A 17,318-nucleotide genomic window follows, 5' to 3' on the forward strand; every position below is an offset into this window, starting at 1 on the left:
CCACCCAGCCTCCCCCTCAAGGGGGAGGAGCAAGCAAATCTGTGGGCTTTTCAGCTTCGGTTTCGGGCGACGTCTATTTCCATCAGCAGTGCGGTAAGAACGCCGTCGGTGTTGGCCAGCACGTCGTTGTTCCAGAAGCGAATGACATTGTAGCCGTGAGCCTCGATTATTCGGGTGCGAGCTTCGTCAGTGCTGCTGTCGTCGTGCTGCCCACCATCGAGTTCGACGGCCAGCTTCAGGCTGCGGCAGGCGAAATCGACGATCGCGCTGCCGATGAGATATTGCCGCGTGAAGCGGACGCCCAACTGCTCGCCCCGCAGCCGCGACCACAGCCGCTTTTCGGCTTCCGTAGGATCTTTGCGCAGTTTGCGCGCCAGCGGCGTCAGGCGTTTATCGCTCATACGTCTTGCACCCCCACCCAACCCTCCCCCGAATGGGGGAGGGCTTTAGTACACTAAGGCCGGTACATGCCCAAACGCACTGACATCTCCTCGATCCTGATCATCGGCGCCGGGCCGATCATCATCGGCCAGGCTTGCGAGTTCGATTATTCGGGCACGCAGGCGGTGAAGGCGCTCAAGGAAGAGGGCTATCGCATCATCCTGGTCAATTCGAACCCGGCCACGATCATGACCGATCCCGACATGGCGCATGCCACCTATGTCGAGCCGATCACGCCCGAGATCGTGGCCAAGATCATCGAGAAGGAGCGCCCGGACGCGCTGCTGCCGACGATGGGCGGGCAGACCGCGCTCAACACCGCGCTGGCGCTGTTCAATGACGGCACGCTGGAAAAGTACGGTGTGCAGATGATCGGCGCCAATGCCGATGCCATCGACAAGGCCGAGGACCGCCAGCGGTTCCGCCTCGCCATGGACAAGATCGGGCTCGAATCCGCGCGCAGCGGCGTGGCGCACACGGTGGACGAGGCGCTGGCCGTGCTCGAAACCACCGGCCTGCCTTCGATCATCCGTCCCAGCTTCACCATGGGCGGCACCGGCGGCGGCATCGCGTACAACAAGGACGAATTCGTCAAGATCGTGCGCGGCGGCCTTGAGGCCAGCCCCACCACCGAGGTGCTGATCGAGGAATCGCTGCTCGGCTGGAAAGAGTACGAGATGGAGGTTGTCCGCGACAAGAACGACAACTGCATCATCATCTGCTCGATCGAAAACGTCGACCCGATGGGCGTGCATACCGGCGATTCGATTACCGTCGCGCCCGCGCTGACGCTGACCGACAAGGAATACCAGATCATGCGCAACGCATCGCTTGCGGTGCTGCGCGAGATCGGGGTGGAAACCGGCGGATCGAACGTGCAGTTCGCGGTCAATCCCAAGGACGGCCGCCTGATCGTCATCGAGATGAACCCGCGCGTGTCGCGCTCGTCGGCGCTGGCGTCGAAGGCCACCGGCTTCCCGATCGCGAAGGTCGCGGCCAAGCTGGCCGTCGGCTACACGCTGGACGAGATCACCAACGACATCACCGGGGCAACGCCTGCCAGCTTCGAGCCGACCATCGACTACGTGGTCACCAAGATCCCGCGCTTCGCCTTTGAAAAGTTCAAGGGCGCCGAGCCGCTGCTGGGCACGGCGATGAAGTCGGTCGGCGAAGTCATGGCTATCGGCCGCAACTTCAAGGAATCGGTACAGAAGGCGCTGCGCGGTCTGGAAACCGGGCTGGACGGCTTCAATCGCGTCGACGAACTGGTCGGCGCCGGGCGTGACGTGATCAACGCCGCGCTCAGCCGCGCTACGCCCGACCGGCTGCTCGCCATCGCGCAGGCCTTCCGCGAGGGGTTGAGCGTTGAGGACGTCAACGCCGTCACCAAGTACGAACCGTGGTTCCTGCGCCATATCGCCGAAATCGTGGCCGAAGAGCAGGCGATCGAGGCCAATGGCCTGCCGGTCGATGCAGCGGGACTGCGGCGGTTGAAGGCGATGGGCTTTTCCGACAAGCGGCTGGCCAAACTGGCGGTACGTTCGGTTTCGCTGGCGGGCAGTGCCAACATGGCGCGCTCGGGTCTGCTGCACGATGTGGTCGAGGCCATGGCCGGCGCCACCAGCGAAGCCGAAGTGCGCAAGCTGCGCCACCGGCTGGGCGTGCGCCCGGTGTTCAAGCGCATCGACAGTTGTGCTGCCGAGTTCGAGGCGGTCACGCCCTACATGTACTCGACGTACGAAGGCGGCCTGTTCGGCGAACCCGAAAGCGAGGCCGAACCCACCAGCGCCAAGAAGATCGTCATCCTTGGTGGCGGGCCGAACCGTATCGGGCAGGGTATCGAGTTCGATTACTGCTGCTGCCATGCCTGCTATGCACTGGGCGACGTTGGCTATGAAACGATCATGGTCAACTGCAATCCGGAAACGGTTTCGACCGACTATGATACCTCGGACCGGCTCTATTTCGAGCCGCTGACCGCCGAGGACGTGCTGGAAATCCTCGAAGTCGAAAAAAGCAACGGCACGCTGGTTGGCGTCATCGTGCAGTTTGGCGGGCAGACACCGCTCAAGCTGGCGCAGGCGCTGCAGGACGCGGGCATCCCGATTCTGGGCACGTCGCCCGACTCGATCGACCTTGCGGAGGACCGTGAGCGCTTTGCCGCGCTGGTCGAGAAGCTGGGCCTGCTCCAGCCCGCCAACGGCATCGCGCGCAGCCGCGACGAGGCGATCGCGGTCGCCAGCCGCATCGGCTATCCGGTACTGATGCGTCCCAGCTACGTGCTGGGCGGCCGGGCGATGGAGATCGTCGACAGTCAGGCGCAGCTTGAGGATTACATCACCACCGCGGTCAAGGTGTCGGGCGACAGTCCGGTGCTGATCGACCAGTACTTGCGCGATGCCATCGAGTGCGACGTCGATGCGCTGGCCGATGGCGACAGCGTGACCGTTGCAGGCGTGATGCAGCACATCGAGGAGGCCGGCATCCATTCGGGCGACAGCGCCTGCACGCTGCCGCCCTACAACCTGCCCGACACGATCATCGCGGAAATGGAGCGGCAAGCTGTACTTCTGGCGCGGGCGCTGGGCGTGCGCGGGCTGATGAACATCCAGTTCGCGGTCAAGGATGGCGAGGTCTATCTGATCGAGGTAAATCCGCGCGCCAGCCGCACGGTGCCCTTCGTCGCCAAGGCGCTGGGCCAGCCGATCGCGAAGTTCGCCGCGCGGATCATGGCCGGTGAAAAGCTGGCCGATCTGCCTGCGATCAAGCGCAAGATCGACTATATGGCGGTCAAGGAAGCGGTGTTCCCCTTCGCGCGCTTCCCCGGTGTCGATCCAGTCTTGTCACCCGAGATGAAGTCCACCGGCGAAGTCATGGGAATCGACGCGAATTTTGCCGTGGCCTTTGCCAAGGCGCAGATCGGCGCGGGGATGCGCCTGCCGCTGGCTGGCACGGTGTTCGTTTCGGTCAAGGACAGCGACAAGCCGGTGGTGCTGCCCGCCGTGCAGAAGCTGGCGGGGCTTGGCTTCCGCATCGTCGCGACCGGCGGCACGGCCAAATATCTGGCAGGTGCGGGTGTGGTCGTGGAGCAGGTCAACAAGGTGGCCGAAGGCCGTCCGCACATCGTGGACCGGATCATCGATGGCGATATCACGTTGATTTTCAACACGACCGAGGGCTGGCAGAGCCACAAGGATTCGCAATCGATCCGTGGTTCGGCGCTCTATGGCAAGGTCTCGTACTTCACCACGGCAGCGGCCAGCGTCGCTGCGGCAGAGGCGATCGAAGCCCTTCTGAGCGCTGACCTTGCGGTACGATCCTTGCAGGACTATTATCAGTAAGCTTCCACGAGGTCCCCACCACTTGCGGCAGTGAAAGTTCGGCTCCAGTTGCGGGGCCGGAGGGAACCGGTTTTCCCTTGGCAATGGCCAAGGGCTTGAAAGGAAAGAGGAACAGGGATGTCCAGTGTAGAGAAGCTGCCGATGCTCAAGGAAGGCTATGACATGCTGACCGCCGAGCTGAAAGCGCTGCGCGAGGAACGGCCCCGGATCGTCGACGCCATCGAGGAAGCGCGCGCGCACGGCGACCTTTCGGAAAATGCTGAATATCACGCCGCCAAGGAACGTCAGGGGCAGGTCGAAGCATCGGTTGCCGATCTTGAGGACAAGCTCAGCCGCGCGCACATCATTGATCCCACGACGTTGTCGGGTGATCGCATCGTGTTCGGCGCGACTGTCACCTTGCTTGACGACGACGACAAGCCCGTGCGCTACCAGATCGTGGGTCAGGCCGAAGCGGACGCCAAGCGCGGACGCATCAGCTACAACTCACCGCTCGGTCGCGCGCTTATCGGCCGCAAGGTCGAAGAGGAAATCGAGGTTACCGTGCCGTCGGGCGACAAGTTCTATGTTGTCGAGAAGATCGAATTCATCTGAACCCGACCGCTCCACGCACCGTTCATGAAAAAAGGCCCCGGAGCGCTCCGGGGCCTTTTTCTTTGGTCATGCCAGGGCTTATCAGGCCGAAGGCAGCGACGGTTCGAGCAAGCGGTGCAGATGCACGATGACATAGCGCATTTCGGCGTCGTCCACGGTGCGCTGCGCCGAACTGCGCCATGCGTCTTCGGCGCTGGCATAGTCGGGGTACACACCGACGACGTCGATGGCGTTGAGATCGACGAATTCGAGGCCTTGCGGATCTTTGACCCGCCCGCCCATGACAAGGTGGAGCTTTTGCATGTGCGACTTTCCGTTGGGGGTAGGAAGCGCAATCCCCTCGCAAATGCGGGCGTTCCGCGCAAGTAAGACCAACCGCCAAGGCCCCCTTAATTGCGCGGCAGCACCTGTCAGTGGCGCAATTTGCCCAGAAATTCGTTTGCACGGGCCAATGCCGCTTCGGCGAGGTCGGTTGCGTGCTTGCGCGCCTCGGTGCCGCGCTCGCTCAGCCGATCGCTGACGGTGCCGCCGATTTCCTCCAGCTTCTCGACGCTTTCCTTGCCCTTGTCGGCGGCGCGCGCAGCATAGGCGATCGCCAGTTCCGCTCCGATTGCGGCCAGCTTTGCCAGATTGTTGGTCGCCGGGCGCACAACCGGTCCCGCAGCGTCGGTCACTGCCTGGACCGCCCTTGCGGCGACGCTGCGATGGTCGCTGCGCCGACGCCGGGCAAGCGCCCCTGCCACGATCGCCCCGAGCACGATCCCACCGGCCACCGTGGCAACCGGGTGATCGTGAACGAAGTCGCGCGCCTTTTGCGCGGCGTTGCCGGCCAGTTCGGCGCTGCGGTCCTTGGCTTCGTCGATCTTTTCACGAAGGCGCGCGCGCCCGTCGGCGGTTGCCTCGTTCGCGGCGTCGATCACGTCCTCGACCTGATCGACGATTTCATCGGTGAAGTGCTTGTCGGTCATGGGAATCTCCTTGGCCGGGCCACAAGGGCCCGGTTGTGTCAGGTCCGGCGCAGGGTCTGCACCAATGCGCCTAACTGGCGCCTGAACGACCAGCCGATCAGGGCGAGCGCCATCGTGATCAGTACCGGCTTGTTGTCTAGCGCCACATCGGCGACACGTTCGGCAGCTTGGGTAGCCGTATTTAACGCATCATCGCGCAGTCGCTGTCCGATAGGTTTTTCGGCCAGCGCTGCTTGCAATCGGGCAACGTCGCCACGGACAAGCGCCAGTGCATCGGCATGGAGCGCCTGCGCCTCGGCCAGATTTGCCGCATCGGTCATCACTGCGGTCCCTTCAGGCCGCGGGCGATGGCCTTGGCACCGCTGACGGCGCCCAGGGCACACAGCCCGGTCAGCAGCGCCAGCGCCACAACGACTATTGCCATCGCGCCCCAGCCGCCAACCAGCGGCGTCAGCGCCAACAACAGCCCGACAACCAGCGCCATCAACGCAAAGAACGCGAAGAACAGCCCGAACACGACAAGCAGCGCGATCCGCTTGGCGTGCCGCGCGATGAATGCGGCCTGCGCCTTGCGCAGTTCAACCTCGGCCTCGGCCAGCAGGCGGGCATTGCCCGCAAGCAGGCGCACCATCTCGACAAGCGAGGGTTCCTGCGCGCCGAGGGGAGCGCGATCAGCTTTGTCGTCAGGCGTCATGTGGCGGTTCAGGCGTCCTGATTGCCCGAGCCGCGAAACAGCCGCGCGACGAAAAACCCGGCCACGGCAGCGATTCCCAGCGCGGTGGCCGGGCTCTTGCGCACGAATGCGGTCACATCGGCGCCCAGATCCTCGAAGCTCTTTTCGTCGAGTTGCGATGCAGTATCCTTGAGCGAGCGCGCCGCGCTGCGGGCATAGTCGCCATACTGCACGCCCAGCTTTTCGTCGATCACCGAGGCGCTGTCGTCGATCGCCTTGCCAACGTAGGCAATGCCCTCGCTTGCCTTGGCCTTGCCCTGCGTGGCCAGCTCTACGCCCTTGTCGCGCGCGACTTCGGTCCATTCACCGGCGACGGCCGTGACCTTGTCCTTGGCGGCGGCGGTGCGTTCGCTGGCATCTTCGCGCAGGGCGGCGACCCCGGCGCGCGCTTCCTCGACCGCCTGACCGAAGCGGGCGCCGGCCTGCGTTGCGGTCTGCTTGATTGCAGCCGTCGCGCTGTCGGATGCGCTCTTGATCGCGGCATTGGCGGAATCAGCGGCGTCTTTGGTGGCTTCGGTGATCGTTTCGACGGTGGATTCGGTGTCGGACATGGGCGTTTCCCCGGGTTGCAGTGCGATAGTGGTGGTTTTGCCAGTGATTCCCGAAGTCAGGATACACCAGCTTTGCCTTTACTATAATGCGCAAACGAATGGGTTGATCCATCACGGTCAAGAATGCTGCACCGCACCTTGCCTGAAACGGGTCCAACCGATAGGAGCAGGTCGGCAAATGGGAAATCACGGCGGGGCCGCAACGGGCTCCCCGTCAAACTGCTGCCCGGTACCAGCCGCCGGGTGCATTCAGGGAGCTGCACCATGACCGCGATCATCGATATCCACGCGCGCGAAATTCTCGACAGCCGCGGCAACCCGACCGTTGAGGTCGATGTCCTGCTTGAAGACGGCTCGTTCGGCCGTGCAGCAGTGCCTTCGGGCGCTTCGACCGGAGCTCACGAAGCAGTGGAACTGCGCGATGGCGACAAGGGCCGCTATCTGGGCAAGGGCGTGACCAAGGCCGTTACCGCCGTCAACAGCGAGATCACCGAGGCGCTGATCGGGCTCGATGCCGAAGACCAGCGCGACATCGACCTCAAGATGATCGATCTGGACGGTACCGAGAACAAGAGCCGGATCGGTGCCAATGCCATCCTCGGCACCAGCCTGGCGGTGGCCAAGGCGGCGGCAGACGCGCGCGGCCTGCCGCTCTACAGCTATGTCGGTGGGGTTTCGGCGCACGTGCTGCCGGTGCCGATGATGAACATCATCAACGGTGGTGAGCACGCCGACAACCCGATCGATTTCCAGGAATTCATGATCATGCCGGTCGGCGCGCCGTCGCTGGCCGAAGCGGTGCGCTGGGGCGCCGAGATTTTCCACACGCTGAAGAAGGGCCTGCACGAAAAGGGTCTGTCGACCGCGGTCGGCGATGAAGGCGGCTTTGCCCCCAACCTTGCCAGCACGCGTGATGCGCTCGACTTCGTCATGGCTTCGATCGAGAAGGCCGGGTTCAAGCCGGGCGAGGAAATCGCGCTGGCGCTTGACTGCGCCTCGACCGAGTTCTTCCGTGACGGCAAGTACGAGATCAGCGGTGAGGGCCTCTCGCTTTCGCCCGAAGCGTTCTCCGACTATCTCGCCGCGCTGACCGACGCTTATCCGATCCGCTCGATCGAGGATGGCATGGCCGAGGACGACTTCGAAGGCTGGGCCGCGCTCACCGCAAAGGTCGGCAAGCGCGTGCAACTGGTCGGCGACGACCTGTTTGTCACCAACCCCAAGCGCCTGACCATGGGTATCGCCAAGGGTCTGGCCAACTCGCTGCTGGTCAAGGTCAATCAGATCGGTACTCTGACCGAAACGCTCGAAGCAGTCAGCATCGCCCAGCGCAACGGCTACACCGCCGTCATGAGCCACCGCTCAGGCGAGACTGAGGATGCGACCATCGCCGATCTGGCGGTGGCCACCAACTGCGGCCAGATCAAGACCGGCTCGCTCGCGCGCTCGGACCGGTTGGCCAAGTACAACCAGTTGATCCGCATCGAGGAAGAGCTGGGTCTGTCGGCGACGTATGCAGGCAAGGGCGCGTTCGGACGTCTTGCCGGTTGAGCCAGTCCGGTCCTGAACCGACCGGCCTGATCGATTGCAGGGGGGCGGGGCCGCAAGGTCTCCGCCCCCTTTTTCATGCAGTTGGCGCGTGATTGGCGAAGTTTAAGTGATCGCTTAAAAATACTTCACAAAGCGTACCCGTTCTGTCAGCTTGTCAGTCGGGAGAGTGATCAATGGCTGATTTTCCAACGACTCCGGCCGCGGTCGAAGCGCGCTGGCTCGAAGCGAAGCTGCGCGATGCGGGCCTGCTGGGCGACGCGCATATCACCGATATCTCGTGGGTGGCCATCGGCACCGGGCAAGTCGGAGATACCGCGCGCTTTACCATCCGTTATGATCGCGATGGCGCTGGCCCTGCTACGGTCGCGGCAAAGTTCGCCTCGTCAGACCCGACCAGCCGAGGGACGGCGGCGATGTTCGGCCTTTATCGCAAGGAAGTGTCGTTCTATCGTGAACTGGCACCTCTCATCGATACTCGCACGCCGCGCACTTACGCGGGTGAGGTGAGCGAAGATGGCAGCGACTTCGTTCTGCTGTTCGAGGATCTGGGCCCGTGTCAGGGGGGCAATCAACTGGCCGGATGCACCATCGAGGAAGCGCGCCACGGGGTAATGCAAGCCGCTGCGCTGCATGCGCCGACCTACTGCAACCCCGTTTATACCCAGGCTGCGTGGCCGCAAGGCGTTGAGGGGATCGGCGTGCGCATGGCCGAGCTTTATCCAAAGGCACAGGCAATTTTCCGTGAACGCTACGACGGGCTCCTCGAGCCCGAACTGATGCAGGTTTGCGAGGATCTGAATGCCCTGATCGCCCCCTATTATTTGCGCGAACCGCGCGAGGTGAGCATCACGCACGGCGATTTCCGGCTCGACAACATGCTGTTCGACGTTTGCGGCGGAACCGATCCGGTGGCGATCGTCGACTGGCAGACCACGGTGCCCGATTGCCCACTCAAGGACATTGGCTATTTGCTGGGCTGCGGGATCGGCAGCGCCTTGCGCCGACCGTACGAGGACGAGCTGCTCGACCTCTATTGCGCCGAGATGAACCGGCGCGGCGTTCCGTTCACGCGCGAAGGCATCTGGGACCGCTACCGCGTCGGGGCCTTGCACGGCGTCGCGACGGCCGTGTTCAGCGCGGCGTTTGTGGTGCGCACTGAGCGCGGGGATGCCAACTTCCTCTCGATGGCGCGCAATTCGTGCGAGCTGTGCCTTGATCATGACAGCATTGGCGCGCTGCGCCACGTTCTGGAGATCGCATGATGTTGACCAAAGGCGATGACTTCCCGCTGCACCAGACACCTGAGCCGGTGGCCTATGCGGGTACCGACCGCAATTTCTACGATCGCTATTTCTTCAATGGCTATGCGCCCGATGGCTCGGGCTTTTTCGGAGCGGCGTTCGGGATCTATCCCCATCTCAACGTCGCCGATGCGCACTTCACCTTCATCCGCGACGGGGTGCAGTACGCGCTCCACGCCTCGCGCGAGTTGAACATGGAGCGGTTCGACCTGACCGTCGGGCCGATCAGCATCGAGGTGGTCGAGCCGCTGCAAGAACTGGTGGTGCGGGTGAACGGCGAGGGCATTGCCGCCGAACTGCGCTTCAAGGGCCGCGCCTTTCCCATCGAGGAGCCGCGCTTCACCTTTCGCATCGGGCCGCGCACGTTCATGGACTATACCCGGATGACCCAGAACGGGTTCTATACCGGGTGGATCGAACTGGACGGCGTTCGCCATGACCTTGCACCGGGCACTTCCGGCACGCGCGATCGTAGCTGGGGCGTCCGCCCGGTCGGGGCGAGCGATGCTCAGCCGCACGGCCATGGCGTGGTGCCAAGCTTTTTCTGGCAGTGGACGCCGATCAATCTGCCGTCGCGCAGCCTGTTCTTCCACATCAATGCTGATCGCCATGGCGCGCCGTGGAACACCCGCGCGGTGATCGCCCCGGACGGTGCAGGGCACGACGCGCTCTATGAAACGCCGTCAGCCGTGATGGAAGCGCCGATGGAGCCGGGCACCCGCTGGCCGGCAGGCGGCACGCTGACCATCCAGCGCCCTGAAGGCCCGCTGGAAGTAACCTTCGAGCCGCTCGTCCGCTTCCAGATGCGTGGCCTTGGCTACACCAGCCCGCGGTGGAACCACGGCCTCTATCACGGTCCGCTAGAGGTCGAACGCGAGCAGTTCGTGCTGGCCGACATCGACCCGATGGCGCCAACGATGGACAACCTGCACGTGCAGATCGTCTCGAAAGTTACCACCAGCGACGGTGAAACCGGAATGGGTGTTTTCGAGCAGTTGATCCTGGGGCCCTATGATCCCTATGGTCTGAAAGAGTACTTCGATCACGGATAGACGGCATGGCCAAAACCAGCGCATTTCCAGCTGTCGCGTTCGCGCTGACGGTTCTCGCCGGCCTTCTGGTTGGCGCGGGCTCGGCGCTGGCCTTCATGAAGCATGGCGCGGCCGAGGTGCAACGCGGCTGGAGCGGCAGCCGGGTGACCGGCTCGGTCGATGCCGATCCGTGGACGCGGGCGCAAGTCGCGCTCACAGGCCTGCTCGCGCTCAATGCCAGTCAGGCAATGTACTTCCGCCGCTCGGCTGACGATGCAGGCCAACCCTTGCGCGAATCCTGTCGCTATCGTGTGGCTGGTGGCCCGCTGCCGGGGCGCTGGTGGTCGGTGACCGTCTATGCGGCTGACGATTACCTGCCGCGCAACGATGACGGCGCACTGTCGTTCGATGCAACGCGGGTGCAGCCCGATGGGTCGGGGCACTGGCAGGCAGAAGTATCTCGCAGCCGCCCTGCCGGTCCGATACCCTGGGCATCATCGCGCCTTGCCGGCCATTTTGATCTGACGCTGCGGCTCTACAATCCCGCGCCGTCGGCACAGCGAGATCTGGCATCGATCCCCTTGCCGTCGGTCACACGGATCGATTGTGCTGGCGGAGAAGGCGCATGACGCGGCGCTTTGGGCTTTTGCTGGCCTTTATGCTGGCAGTGGCCGTCGGCCATGTCGCCACCATTCAGGTCGCACCCACTGCGATCATGCGCGTGGCGATGGATCGGCTTTCGGATCGCGGCGCACTGATCAACCGCTTCAAGTTTTCGCCAAGGGTCACAGCGCAATCGCGCTGGGTGGTGCGTCCATCGCCCGATCTGGCTTATGCCAGTTGCACTTATGATCTGAGCAAAGGGCCGATCCTGGTCGAAGTGCCGCCAAGTCCGGACGGTAGCTATGCCTCGGTCTCGGTCTTTGCGGGTAATACCGACAACATTGCCGTGTTCGATACGCTCAGAAGCCCCAAAGGCATCCGGTTCGTACTGCAACCCCAGAATTTGTCGGTAGAGGCTGGAGTTCCGGTTGTTTATTCGCCATCGACGAAAGGTATCATCCTCGACCGCCGTCTCGCACCCACTGCACAGGCCTTCGCGGTGGTGGACAGGGCGCGCCGCGCGGACCGCTGCGCGCCCTTGTAGTCCCGTGCCTCAGGTGTACTTTTCGCGCAGGGCGAACAGAGCCAGCGCCGCCTTGGCCGCTTCGCCGCCCTTGTCCTTCTGTTCAGGGTCCGCGCGGACGAGCGCCTGAGCCTCGTTCTCGACGGTCAGGATGCCGTTGCCGATGGCAAGGCCGTCCATGGTCAGCGCCATGATCCCGCGCGCGCTTTCGCCCGCAACGATCTCGAAGTGATAGGTTTCGCCACGGATGACCACACCGATCGCGACGTAGCCGTCGAAATCGCCCGATTCATCCGCCAATGCGATCGCGCCGGGGATTTCCAGTGCGCCGGGCACGGTGATGACTTCGGCCTTGTGACCGGCAGCCTTCAGCGCAGCCTTTGCGCCAGCGACGAGGAGGTCGTTGAGGTGGTCGTAGAACCGCGCCTCGACGATCAGGAACTTGGCCATGGTACTGTCACTCCTCGGAAATCGGCCGTTCGCCGACAATGTTCAGGCCGTAGCCTTCAAGCGCGATGATGTTGCGGTGTGCGTTGGTCAGCAATACCATGTCATGCACACCAAGGTCGGCCAAAATCTGCGCGCCGATGCCATATGCGCGCAAGTCCATGCCGCCTGAACCACCGCCGCGCGCCGGATCGGCCTCTCGCGGGGGGAACAGCAGCACGATCAGACCGGCACCGGCCTTGCCGATCTCGACCATGGCGCGCTGCAGCGTGCGCTTGCGCGGCCCGGGGCTGCCGAGCAGGTCATCCAGCGCGCTGAACGCATGAACGCGCGTCAGGGTCGCTTCGCCCGGCACGACCTGGCCCTTTTGCAGGACCATGCTGTCGGTATCGTCCACCTTGTTGCGATAGGTGATCAGTCGCCAGTCGCCGCCGTAGTCAGAACGGAAGGGAACTTCGGCGATCCGCTCCACAAGATGATCGTGGCGGCGGCGATATTCGATAAGGTCGCGGATCGTGCCCATCTTCAGGCCATGGCGCCGCGCGAACGGGACAAGGTCGTCCATCCGCGCCATCGTGCCATCGTCCTTCATGATCTCGCAGATCACACCCGAAGGGTTCAGCCCGGCAAGGCGCGATATATCCACTGCTGCCTCGGTGTGCCCTGCGCGCACCAGCACACCGCCATCGCGGGCGATCAACGGGAACACGTGGCCGGGAGTCACGATGTCGTCACGCCCTTTGGCGGCATCGATGGCGACGGCGACGGTGCGCGCCCTGTCACCCGCCGAAATCCCGGTGGTGACGCCTTCGCGCGCCTCGATCGATACGGTGAACGCGGTCTCGTGGCGGGTGCCGTTGTTCCGGCTCATCAATTCAAGGCCGAGTTGCTCGGTGCGGGTGCGGGTAAGGGTCAGGCAGATGAGGCCGCGTCCGTGTGTGGCCATGAAGTTGATGGCATCGGGTGTGGCCATCTGTGCGGGAATCACCAGATCGCCTTCGTTCTCGCGATCCTCGTCGTCGACCAGAATGAACATGCGGCCGTTGCGCGCCTCGTCGATGATTTCCTCGATCGGCACGAGCGCGGGCGTGTCGTCGCTGTCGGACAGCACCCGCTCAAGTTTGGTCAGCGTGTCGGCGGTCGGGTTCCAGCCGGGGCTGGTCAGGTCGCGCAAGGTGTTGGCGTGGAGGCCTGCGGCGCGCGCAAGGCCTGAGCGAGACATTCCGCCTTCGGTGACGAGTCGGCGAACACGGTCGATGAGATCGGTAGACATGCCGACTTTATTTCACATCACAATGTGAACATCAAGCTCTATAAATCACACTGGGATAACATTTTAGCGAATCACTCGGCGAAGCCTCCAGATCGGATGCAAGTCCCGGTGATCGTTGGGCTACACCTGCCGCTACGGAATGAAGCGGTTTAATTATCCGGTTGACAAATCGCCGCGTCCAAGTTGTCCTGTAGTTCAGGTAACCCGCGAAAATACGTCGGGTGCCGCTGGAGAGAGAGGTCTGAGCGATGAGGGGCAAGCTTTCCCTGCTGGTCGGCGTGTGCGCGGCTGCTATTTCAAATCCTGTGTTTGCGCAAACTGCTACTGACGCTGCGTCGAGTGGCGTTGAACAGATTATCGTGACGGCGCAGCGCCAGTCACAGCGTTTGCAGGATGTTCCGATTGCCGTTTCGGCGTTCACCGCCGAAAATCTTGAAAAGCAACAGATTAAGAATACCAGCGACTTGCAGCTGACGCTGCCGAACGTCACCTTTACCAAGACCAACTTCACGTCGGCCAGCTTCACAATTCGCGGGATCGGCGACTTGTGCACGGGCGTCAGTTGCGACAGCGCGACCGCCATCCACCTCAACGATGCCCCGCTGTTCTCGACGCGCCTGTTCGAAGGCGAGTTTTACGATCTTGCGCAGATCGAAGTGCTGCGCGGGCCTCAGGGCACACTGTTCGGCCGCAACGCAACGTCGGGCGTGGTCAACATCCGTACGGCCAAGCCCAACCTCAACGCGCTGGCTGCGGCGGGTGAGGTCGAATACGGCAACTACAATTCGATCAAGGTGAAAGGCATGCTCAACGTGCCGATCACCCAGACCCTGGCGGTTCGCGCAGCGGGCTTCTACCTGAAGCGCGATGGTTACACCAAGAACCTCTACGACGGCAAAAAGCTCGACGATCGCGATCTCTATGGTCTGCGCGGGTCGCTGACCTGGGAACCCGGTCCGAGCACGACGATCGACATCGTTGGCCAATATCTGCGGGAAAAGGACAGCCGCCTTCGCATCCAGAAGCAATTGTGCCAACCTGATCCGACCGGCATTCTGGGCTGCCTCAACGGTTCCACGCCCTACGGTTCGGTCAACGGCAACGCCACGCTTGCCAGCGTCCTGACCTCGAAGGAATTCTTTGCCATTCGCGGGTTGCCGACCGCGTTCGCGCTGGGCAGCCTTTATGGCAACGACGTATACAAGGGCACGGTGAATCCGACCGATCCGCGCGTCATCAATACCGACTTCAACCCGCAGTACTACACGCAGGAAACGATCCTGCAGGGCACGTTGAAGCAGGACATCGGCGACAAGTTCAGCCTCAAGATCGAGGGCAACTACGAGCGGGTGAAGATCGACTCAGAACAGGATTACAACAATTCGGTTCAGGATCGTTCTGGCTTCGCTGCTGGTCTTGGCGCGTTGCAGGCGGCGGCTGCCGGTCTGCTTGGCCCGGGCCTGCAAGCCTACCTCAAGCCGGTCGCCGCAGCGCTCATTCCGCAAGGCGCAAGCGGTCCGCTGTGCACCTCGCTGCCAGAGGACACGGGCACGGGCGTGTTCGGTGGGCACAGCATTTGCGCCAGCACGCCGCTCGACTTCGACCGTTCGCGCCAGGACAACGAAAGCTTCACGGTTGAAAGCGTGTTGTCTTCCAAGTTCGACGGTAAGTTCAACTTCCTGTTGGGTGGCATTTACGGCAAGTACAAGCTGCGCGTGAACGATTACTATGTCGACTCATTCGGGCTCGACTATTTTTCGGGCGTGGTCGGCGCCTTCACGGCTCTTGGCGCCGGTGCACCACCGTCGTTCCTTGCAACGCCTTACTACCGCAACAACACCAGCGACATGAAGCTGAACACGTTCGGCATTTTCGGTGAAGCCTACTACAGCTTCAGCGACAAGGTGAAGCTGACGGCCGGTCTGCGCTACAATGACGACAAGAAAACACTGACCGCCCGCACGACACTGTTCAACTGGCTGACGCCGCTTGGAACGGCAGATGCAACCACGTCGCCGTTCATCGGCAGCTATGACGCCGATCCGGGTCTGAGCGGCAACCAGTTGTATCAGGTCCGCACGGTCCACTTCAAGGAAGTGACCGGACGTGCCGTGCTCGACTGGCAGATCACCCCCGACAATTTGCTCTACGCATCCTACTCGCGTGGTTACAAGTCGGGTGGTATCAACCCGCCACTTTCGCCGATCTTCACGGTGCCCGAGGGGTTCAAGCCTGAATTCGTCAATGCCTTCGAAATCGGGTCCAAAAACACCTTCGACAACGGCAAGTTGCAGCTGAACGTCACCGGGTTCTACTACAAGTACAAGGATCTGCAGCTGTCGCGCATCGTCGCCCGCACCTCGGTCAACGATAACGTCAGTGCCAGCATCTATGGTATCGAAGCAGAAGCGATCATCCGCCCGATCCGTGCCGTCACCGTGAACATGTCGGCCAGTTATCTCCATACCTCGGTGTCGGAAGACAAGTTCCTCGCCAACCCGCGTGACTTTGGCGCAGGTCGATCGGATGCGGTGATCATCAAGGATATCACCAACGCCGCCAACTGCGCTGTAGGTGCCAACACGGCCGGTAACGTTGCCGGGGTCAATGCCTTCGTCAACACCGTTAACGGCCTGATCAACGCGGGTGCGATCCCGGGTGTAAAGGGTGGCGCGGGGCTGCAAGGCACCACGTCGTTCGGCGGCCCGGACAGCGGCATCGCCTCAAGGGGTGCCTACAGTGTCTGCGCGGTGCTCGATGCCGTCGCTGCTTCAAACGGCAAGGCCTTCGATCCGGCTGGGATCACGGTCTATTCGTCGGGCATTCCGGTCAACATTCGGGGCAACAAGCTGCCCGGCGCGCCGAACTACAAGTTCTCCGCCGGTATCCAGTATGAAATCCCGGTTGGCGATCTGGCGCTGACACCGCGTGTGGACTTGGTGATCACGGGTGAATCGACCGGGAGCATCTTCAACGGGAGCATTAACAAGATCCCGTCGTTCACCCAGGCAAATGCGCAGATCCAGCTCGACGGCCCGAACAAGCGTTGGTTCATTCGTGGGTTCATCCAGAACATCTCGAACGCCAACTCGATTACCGGTGCTTACGTGACCGACCAGTCGTCGGCCAACTTCACCAACATCTTTACGCTTGAACCGCGTCGTTACGGCGTCGCGGCCGGCTTCAAATTCTGATTGATTTGGGACGCCGCCTCCTTTCTCTCTGTGAGGAGGTGGCAAAGGGGGGAAACGCCGGAGGGAAACCTCCGGCGTTTTTCCTGTCAGCGCCAGAAGTCGCTTCGCGATCTACGCTCGGTTCCGGACCGCCTAGGGGATGCCGAAGTCGTCCATACCGCCTAAGTCAATGGAAGGGAGGTTGTGCGCTTGAGCACATCGAGCGTGATGCTTGAGCGCACATTGTCGACATCACCGTGGCCCAGCAGTTCCTCGTTGATCAGACGCGACAGGTCTTTCAGGTCGCGCGTGACGATGCGCAGCAGATAGTCGGAATCCCCCGTCGTTGCGCAGCAATCAAGTACCTCCTCAAGCGCGGTGACGCGGCGATGAAATCCGGCAACCGTCTCGCGCGAATAGGAGCCAAGCGTGACCGAGATATAGGCCTCGACCATTAGGCCAAGTTGTTCTTCGTCGAGAATGGCGACCTGTTTGCGGATCAGCCCGTCTTGTTGCATGCGCGCGATGCGCCGCGAAACCTGACTGGCGGACAGGTTCACCAGATCGCCGAGTTCGGCGTGCGCGCGCGATGAGTCGGCTTGAAGCTGCGTGAGAATTTTGCGGTCAATCTGATCCATGCGTCAAATATGCGAAATCGTGATGCAATGTGCAAGAGTGGCGCATTTTCTGGGTCAAACAGCCGGCAATTCGCGCGGACGTTGCGTGGCCGTTCGGTATATCAGGGATGAGAGGAGCGGCCACTGAGCCAGCCCCGTCATGCTATGGGA

Annotated in this window: 17 protein-coding genes; 8 read left to right on the forward strand and 9 right to left on the reverse strand. The window is 62.5% G+C overall.

Annotation, left to right across the window (positions count from 1 at the left end):
- Positions 1 to 50 precede the first annotated feature (50 nt).
- Positions 51 to 401 carry an endonuclease domain-containing protein gene (locus LDN95_RS20065; RefSeq protein WP_226019328.1) on the reverse strand — a complete coding sequence of 117 codons (351 nt, stop codon included), beginning with the start codon at positions 399 to 401 and terminating at the stop codon, positions 51 to 53.
- A gap of 66 nt (positions 402 to 467) precedes the next feature.
- Here LDN95_RS20065 and carB point away from each other — a divergent pair, with 66 nt between their 5' ends.
- The gene (carB, locus tag LDN95_RS20070; RefSeq protein ID WP_226019329.1) at positions 468 to 3,782 is read left to right on the forward strand and encodes a carbamoyl-phosphate synthase large subunit; all 3,315 of its coding nucleotides are present in this window, start codon (positions 468 to 470) and stop codon (positions 3,780 to 3,782) included.
- Between the two features lie 117 nt (positions 3,783 to 3,899).
- A complete protein-coding gene (gene greA, locus LDN95_RS20075; protein WP_226019330.1) occupies positions 3,900 to 4,376 on the forward strand; it encodes a transcription elongation factor GreA in 477 nt (158 codons plus the stop codon).
- An 81-nt stretch (positions 4,377 to 4,457) separates the two neighbouring features.
- Here greA and LDN95_RS20080 read toward each other — a convergent pair whose 3' ends face one another.
- The 5 genes from LDN95_RS20080 to LDN95_RS20100 all read right to left on the reverse strand — a co-directional run bounded on the left by LDN95_RS20080 (position 4,458) and on the right by LDN95_RS20100 (position 6,628).
- The gene (locus tag LDN95_RS20080) at positions 4,458 to 4,679 is read right to left on the reverse strand and encodes a DUF4170 domain-containing protein (RefSeq protein ID WP_226019331.1); all 222 of its coding nucleotides are present in this window, start codon (positions 4,677 to 4,679) and stop codon (positions 4,458 to 4,460) included.
- 107 nt (positions 4,680 to 4,786) lie between these two features.
- On the reverse strand, positions 4,787 to 5,344 hold the full coding sequence (locus tag LDN95_RS20085) for a hypothetical protein (RefSeq protein WP_226019332.1): 558 nt from the start codon (positions 5,342 to 5,344) through the stop codon (positions 4,787 to 4,789).
- Positions 5,345 to 5,382: 38 nt separating this feature from the next.
- On the reverse strand, positions 5,383 to 5,664 hold the full coding sequence (locus tag LDN95_RS20090) for a hypothetical protein (protein ID WP_226019333.1): 282 nt from the start codon (positions 5,662 to 5,664) through the stop codon (positions 5,383 to 5,385).
- A complete protein-coding gene (locus LDN95_RS20095; RefSeq protein WP_226019334.1) occupies positions 5,664 to 6,038 on the reverse strand; it encodes a phage holin family protein in 375 nt (124 codons plus the stop codon). Before LDN95_RS20095 ends, LDN95_RS20090 begins: the two co-directional genes overlap by 1 nt.
- Positions 6,039 to 6,046: 8 nt before the next feature.
- Positions 6,047 to 6,628, reverse strand: a complete 582-nt coding sequence (locus LDN95_RS20100; RefSeq protein WP_226019335.1) for a hypothetical protein — start codon at positions 6,626 to 6,628, stop codon at positions 6,047 to 6,049.
- A 264-nt stretch (positions 6,629 to 6,892) separates the two neighbouring features.
- Between LDN95_RS20100 and eno the strand changes: the two genes are divergently transcribed.
- The 5 genes from eno to LDN95_RS20125 all read left to right on the forward strand — a co-directional run bounded on the left by eno (position 6,893) and on the right by LDN95_RS20125 (position 11,658).
- On the forward strand, positions 6,893 to 8,179 hold the full coding sequence (gene eno / locus LDN95_RS20105) for a phosphopyruvate hydratase (RefSeq protein WP_226019336.1): 1,287 nt from the start codon (positions 6,893 to 6,895) through the stop codon (positions 8,177 to 8,179).
- 173 nt (positions 8,180 to 8,352) lie between these two features.
- Positions 8,353 to 9,441, forward strand: a complete 1,089-nt coding sequence (locus LDN95_RS20110) for an ecdysteroid 22-kinase family protein (protein ID WP_226019337.1) — start codon at positions 8,353 to 8,355, stop codon at positions 9,439 to 9,441.
- On the forward strand, positions 9,438 to 10,532 hold the full coding sequence (locus LDN95_RS20115) for a hypothetical protein (protein WP_370631722.1): 1,095 nt from the start codon (positions 9,438 to 9,440) through the stop codon (positions 10,530 to 10,532). Before LDN95_RS20110 ends, LDN95_RS20115 begins: the two co-directional genes overlap by 4 nt.
- 5 nt (positions 10,533 to 10,537) lie before the next feature.
- Positions 10,538 to 11,140 carry a DUF1214 domain-containing protein gene (locus LDN95_RS20120; protein WP_226019338.1) on the forward strand — a complete coding sequence of 201 codons (603 nt, stop codon included), beginning with the start codon at positions 10,538 to 10,540 and terminating at the stop codon, positions 11,138 to 11,140.
- Positions 11,137 to 11,658 (forward strand): DUF1254 domain-containing protein, encoded by a 522-nt coding sequence (locus LDN95_RS20125; protein WP_226019339.1) that lies wholly within the window; start codon positions 11,137 to 11,139, stop codon positions 11,656 to 11,658. The genes LDN95_RS20120 and LDN95_RS20125 overlap by 4 nt, the downstream gene beginning before the upstream one ends.
- A 9-nt stretch (positions 11,659 to 11,667) precedes the next feature.
- Here LDN95_RS20125 and ribH read toward each other — a convergent pair whose 3' ends face one another.
- Both ribH and ribB read right to left on the reverse strand, forming a co-directional pair.
- Positions 11,668 to 12,087: a 6,7-dimethyl-8-ribityllumazine synthase gene (ribH, locus tag LDN95_RS20130; protein WP_226019340.1), complete on the reverse strand. Its 420-nt coding sequence runs from the start codon at positions 12,085 to 12,087 to the stop codon at positions 11,668 to 11,670.
- 7 nt (positions 12,088 to 12,094) lie between these two features.
- The gene (ribB, locus tag LDN95_RS20135; RefSeq protein WP_226019341.1) at positions 12,095 to 13,357 is read right to left on the reverse strand and encodes a 3,4-dihydroxy-2-butanone-4-phosphate synthase; all 1,263 of its coding nucleotides are present in this window, start codon (positions 13,355 to 13,357) and stop codon (positions 12,095 to 12,097) included.
- A gap of 248 nt (positions 13,358 to 13,605) precedes the next feature.
- On the opposite strand from ribB, the gene LDN95_RS20140 reads away from it, so the two are divergent.
- On the forward strand, positions 13,606 to 16,551 hold the full coding sequence (locus tag LDN95_RS20140) for a TonB-dependent receptor (RefSeq protein ID WP_226019342.1): 2,946 nt from the start codon (positions 13,606 to 13,608) through the stop codon (positions 16,549 to 16,551).
- 161 nt (positions 16,552 to 16,712) lie between these two features.
- Here the strand turns inward: LDN95_RS20140 and LDN95_RS20145 are convergent, their stop codons facing one another.
- Positions 16,713 to 17,168, reverse strand: a complete 456-nt coding sequence (locus LDN95_RS20145; protein WP_226019343.1) for an Lrp/AsnC family transcriptional regulator — start codon at positions 17,166 to 17,168, stop codon at positions 16,713 to 16,715.
- Between the last annotated feature and the right edge of the window lie 150 nt (positions 17,169 to 17,318).

This window comes from Novosphingobium sp. FKTRR1 (genome assembly GCF_020404405.1).
Classification (GTDB): Bacteria; Pseudomonadota; Alphaproteobacteria; order Sphingomonadales; family Sphingomonadaceae; genus Novosphingobium.

Excerpts from the sequence above, each read along its gene's own strand:
- LDN95_RS20065 (WP_226019328.1), bottom strand. The coding sequence starts at position 401 with ATGAGCGATAAACGCCTGACGCCGCTGGCGCGCAAACTGCGCAAAGAT.
- carB (WP_226019329.1), top strand. The coding sequence starts at position 468 with ATGCCCAAACGCACTGACATCTCCTCGATCCTGATCATCGGCGCCGGG.
- greA (WP_226019330.1), top strand. The coding sequence starts at position 3,900 with ATGTCCAGTGTAGAGAAGCTGCCGATGCTCAAGGAAGGCTATGACATG.
- LDN95_RS20080 (WP_226019331.1), bottom strand. The coding sequence starts at position 4,679 with ATGCAAAAGCTCCACCTTGTCATGGGCGGGCGGGTCAAAGATCCGCAA.
- LDN95_RS20085 (WP_226019332.1), bottom strand. The coding sequence starts at position 5,344 with ATGACCGACAAGCACTTCACCGATGAAATCGTCGATCAGGTCGAGGAC.
- LDN95_RS20090 (WP_226019333.1), bottom strand. The coding sequence starts at position 5,664 with ATGACCGATGCGGCAAATCTGGCCGAGGCGCAGGCGCTCCATGCCGAT.
- LDN95_RS20095 (WP_226019334.1), bottom strand. The coding sequence starts at position 6,038 with ATGACGCCTGACGACAAAGCTGATCGCGCTCCCCTCGGCGCGCAGGAA.
- LDN95_RS20100 (WP_226019335.1), bottom strand. The coding sequence starts at position 6,628 with ATGTCCGACACCGAATCCACCGTCGAAACGATCACCGAAGCCACCAAA.
- eno (WP_226019336.1), top strand. The coding sequence starts at position 6,893 with ATGACCGCGATCATCGATATCCACGCGCGCGAAATTCTCGACAGCCGC.
- LDN95_RS20110 (WP_226019337.1), top strand. The coding sequence starts at position 8,353 with ATGGCTGATTTTCCAACGACTCCGGCCGCGGTCGAAGCGCGCTGGCTC.
- LDN95_RS20115 (WP_370631722.1), top strand. The coding sequence starts at position 9,438 with ATGATGTTGACCAAAGGCGATGACTTCCCGCTGCACCAGACACCTGAG.
- LDN95_RS20120 (WP_226019338.1), top strand. The coding sequence starts at position 10,538 with ATGGCCAAAACCAGCGCATTTCCAGCTGTCGCGTTCGCGCTGACGGTT.
- LDN95_RS20125 (WP_226019339.1), top strand. The coding sequence starts at position 11,137 with ATGACGCGGCGCTTTGGGCTTTTGCTGGCCTTTATGCTGGCAGTGGCC.
- ribH (WP_226019340.1), bottom strand. The coding sequence starts at position 12,087 with ATGGCCAAGTTCCTGATCGTCGAGGCGCGGTTCTACGACCACCTCAAC.
- ribB (WP_226019341.1), bottom strand. The coding sequence starts at position 13,357 with ATGTCTACCGATCTCATCGACCGTGTTCGCCGACTCGTCACCGAAGGC.
- LDN95_RS20140 (WP_226019342.1), top strand. The coding sequence starts at position 13,606 with ATGAGGGGCAAGCTTTCCCTGCTGGTCGGCGTGTGCGCGGCTGCTATT.
- LDN95_RS20145 (WP_226019343.1), bottom strand. The coding sequence starts at position 17,168 with ATGGATCAGATTGACCGCAAAATTCTCACGCAGCTTCAAGCCGACTCA.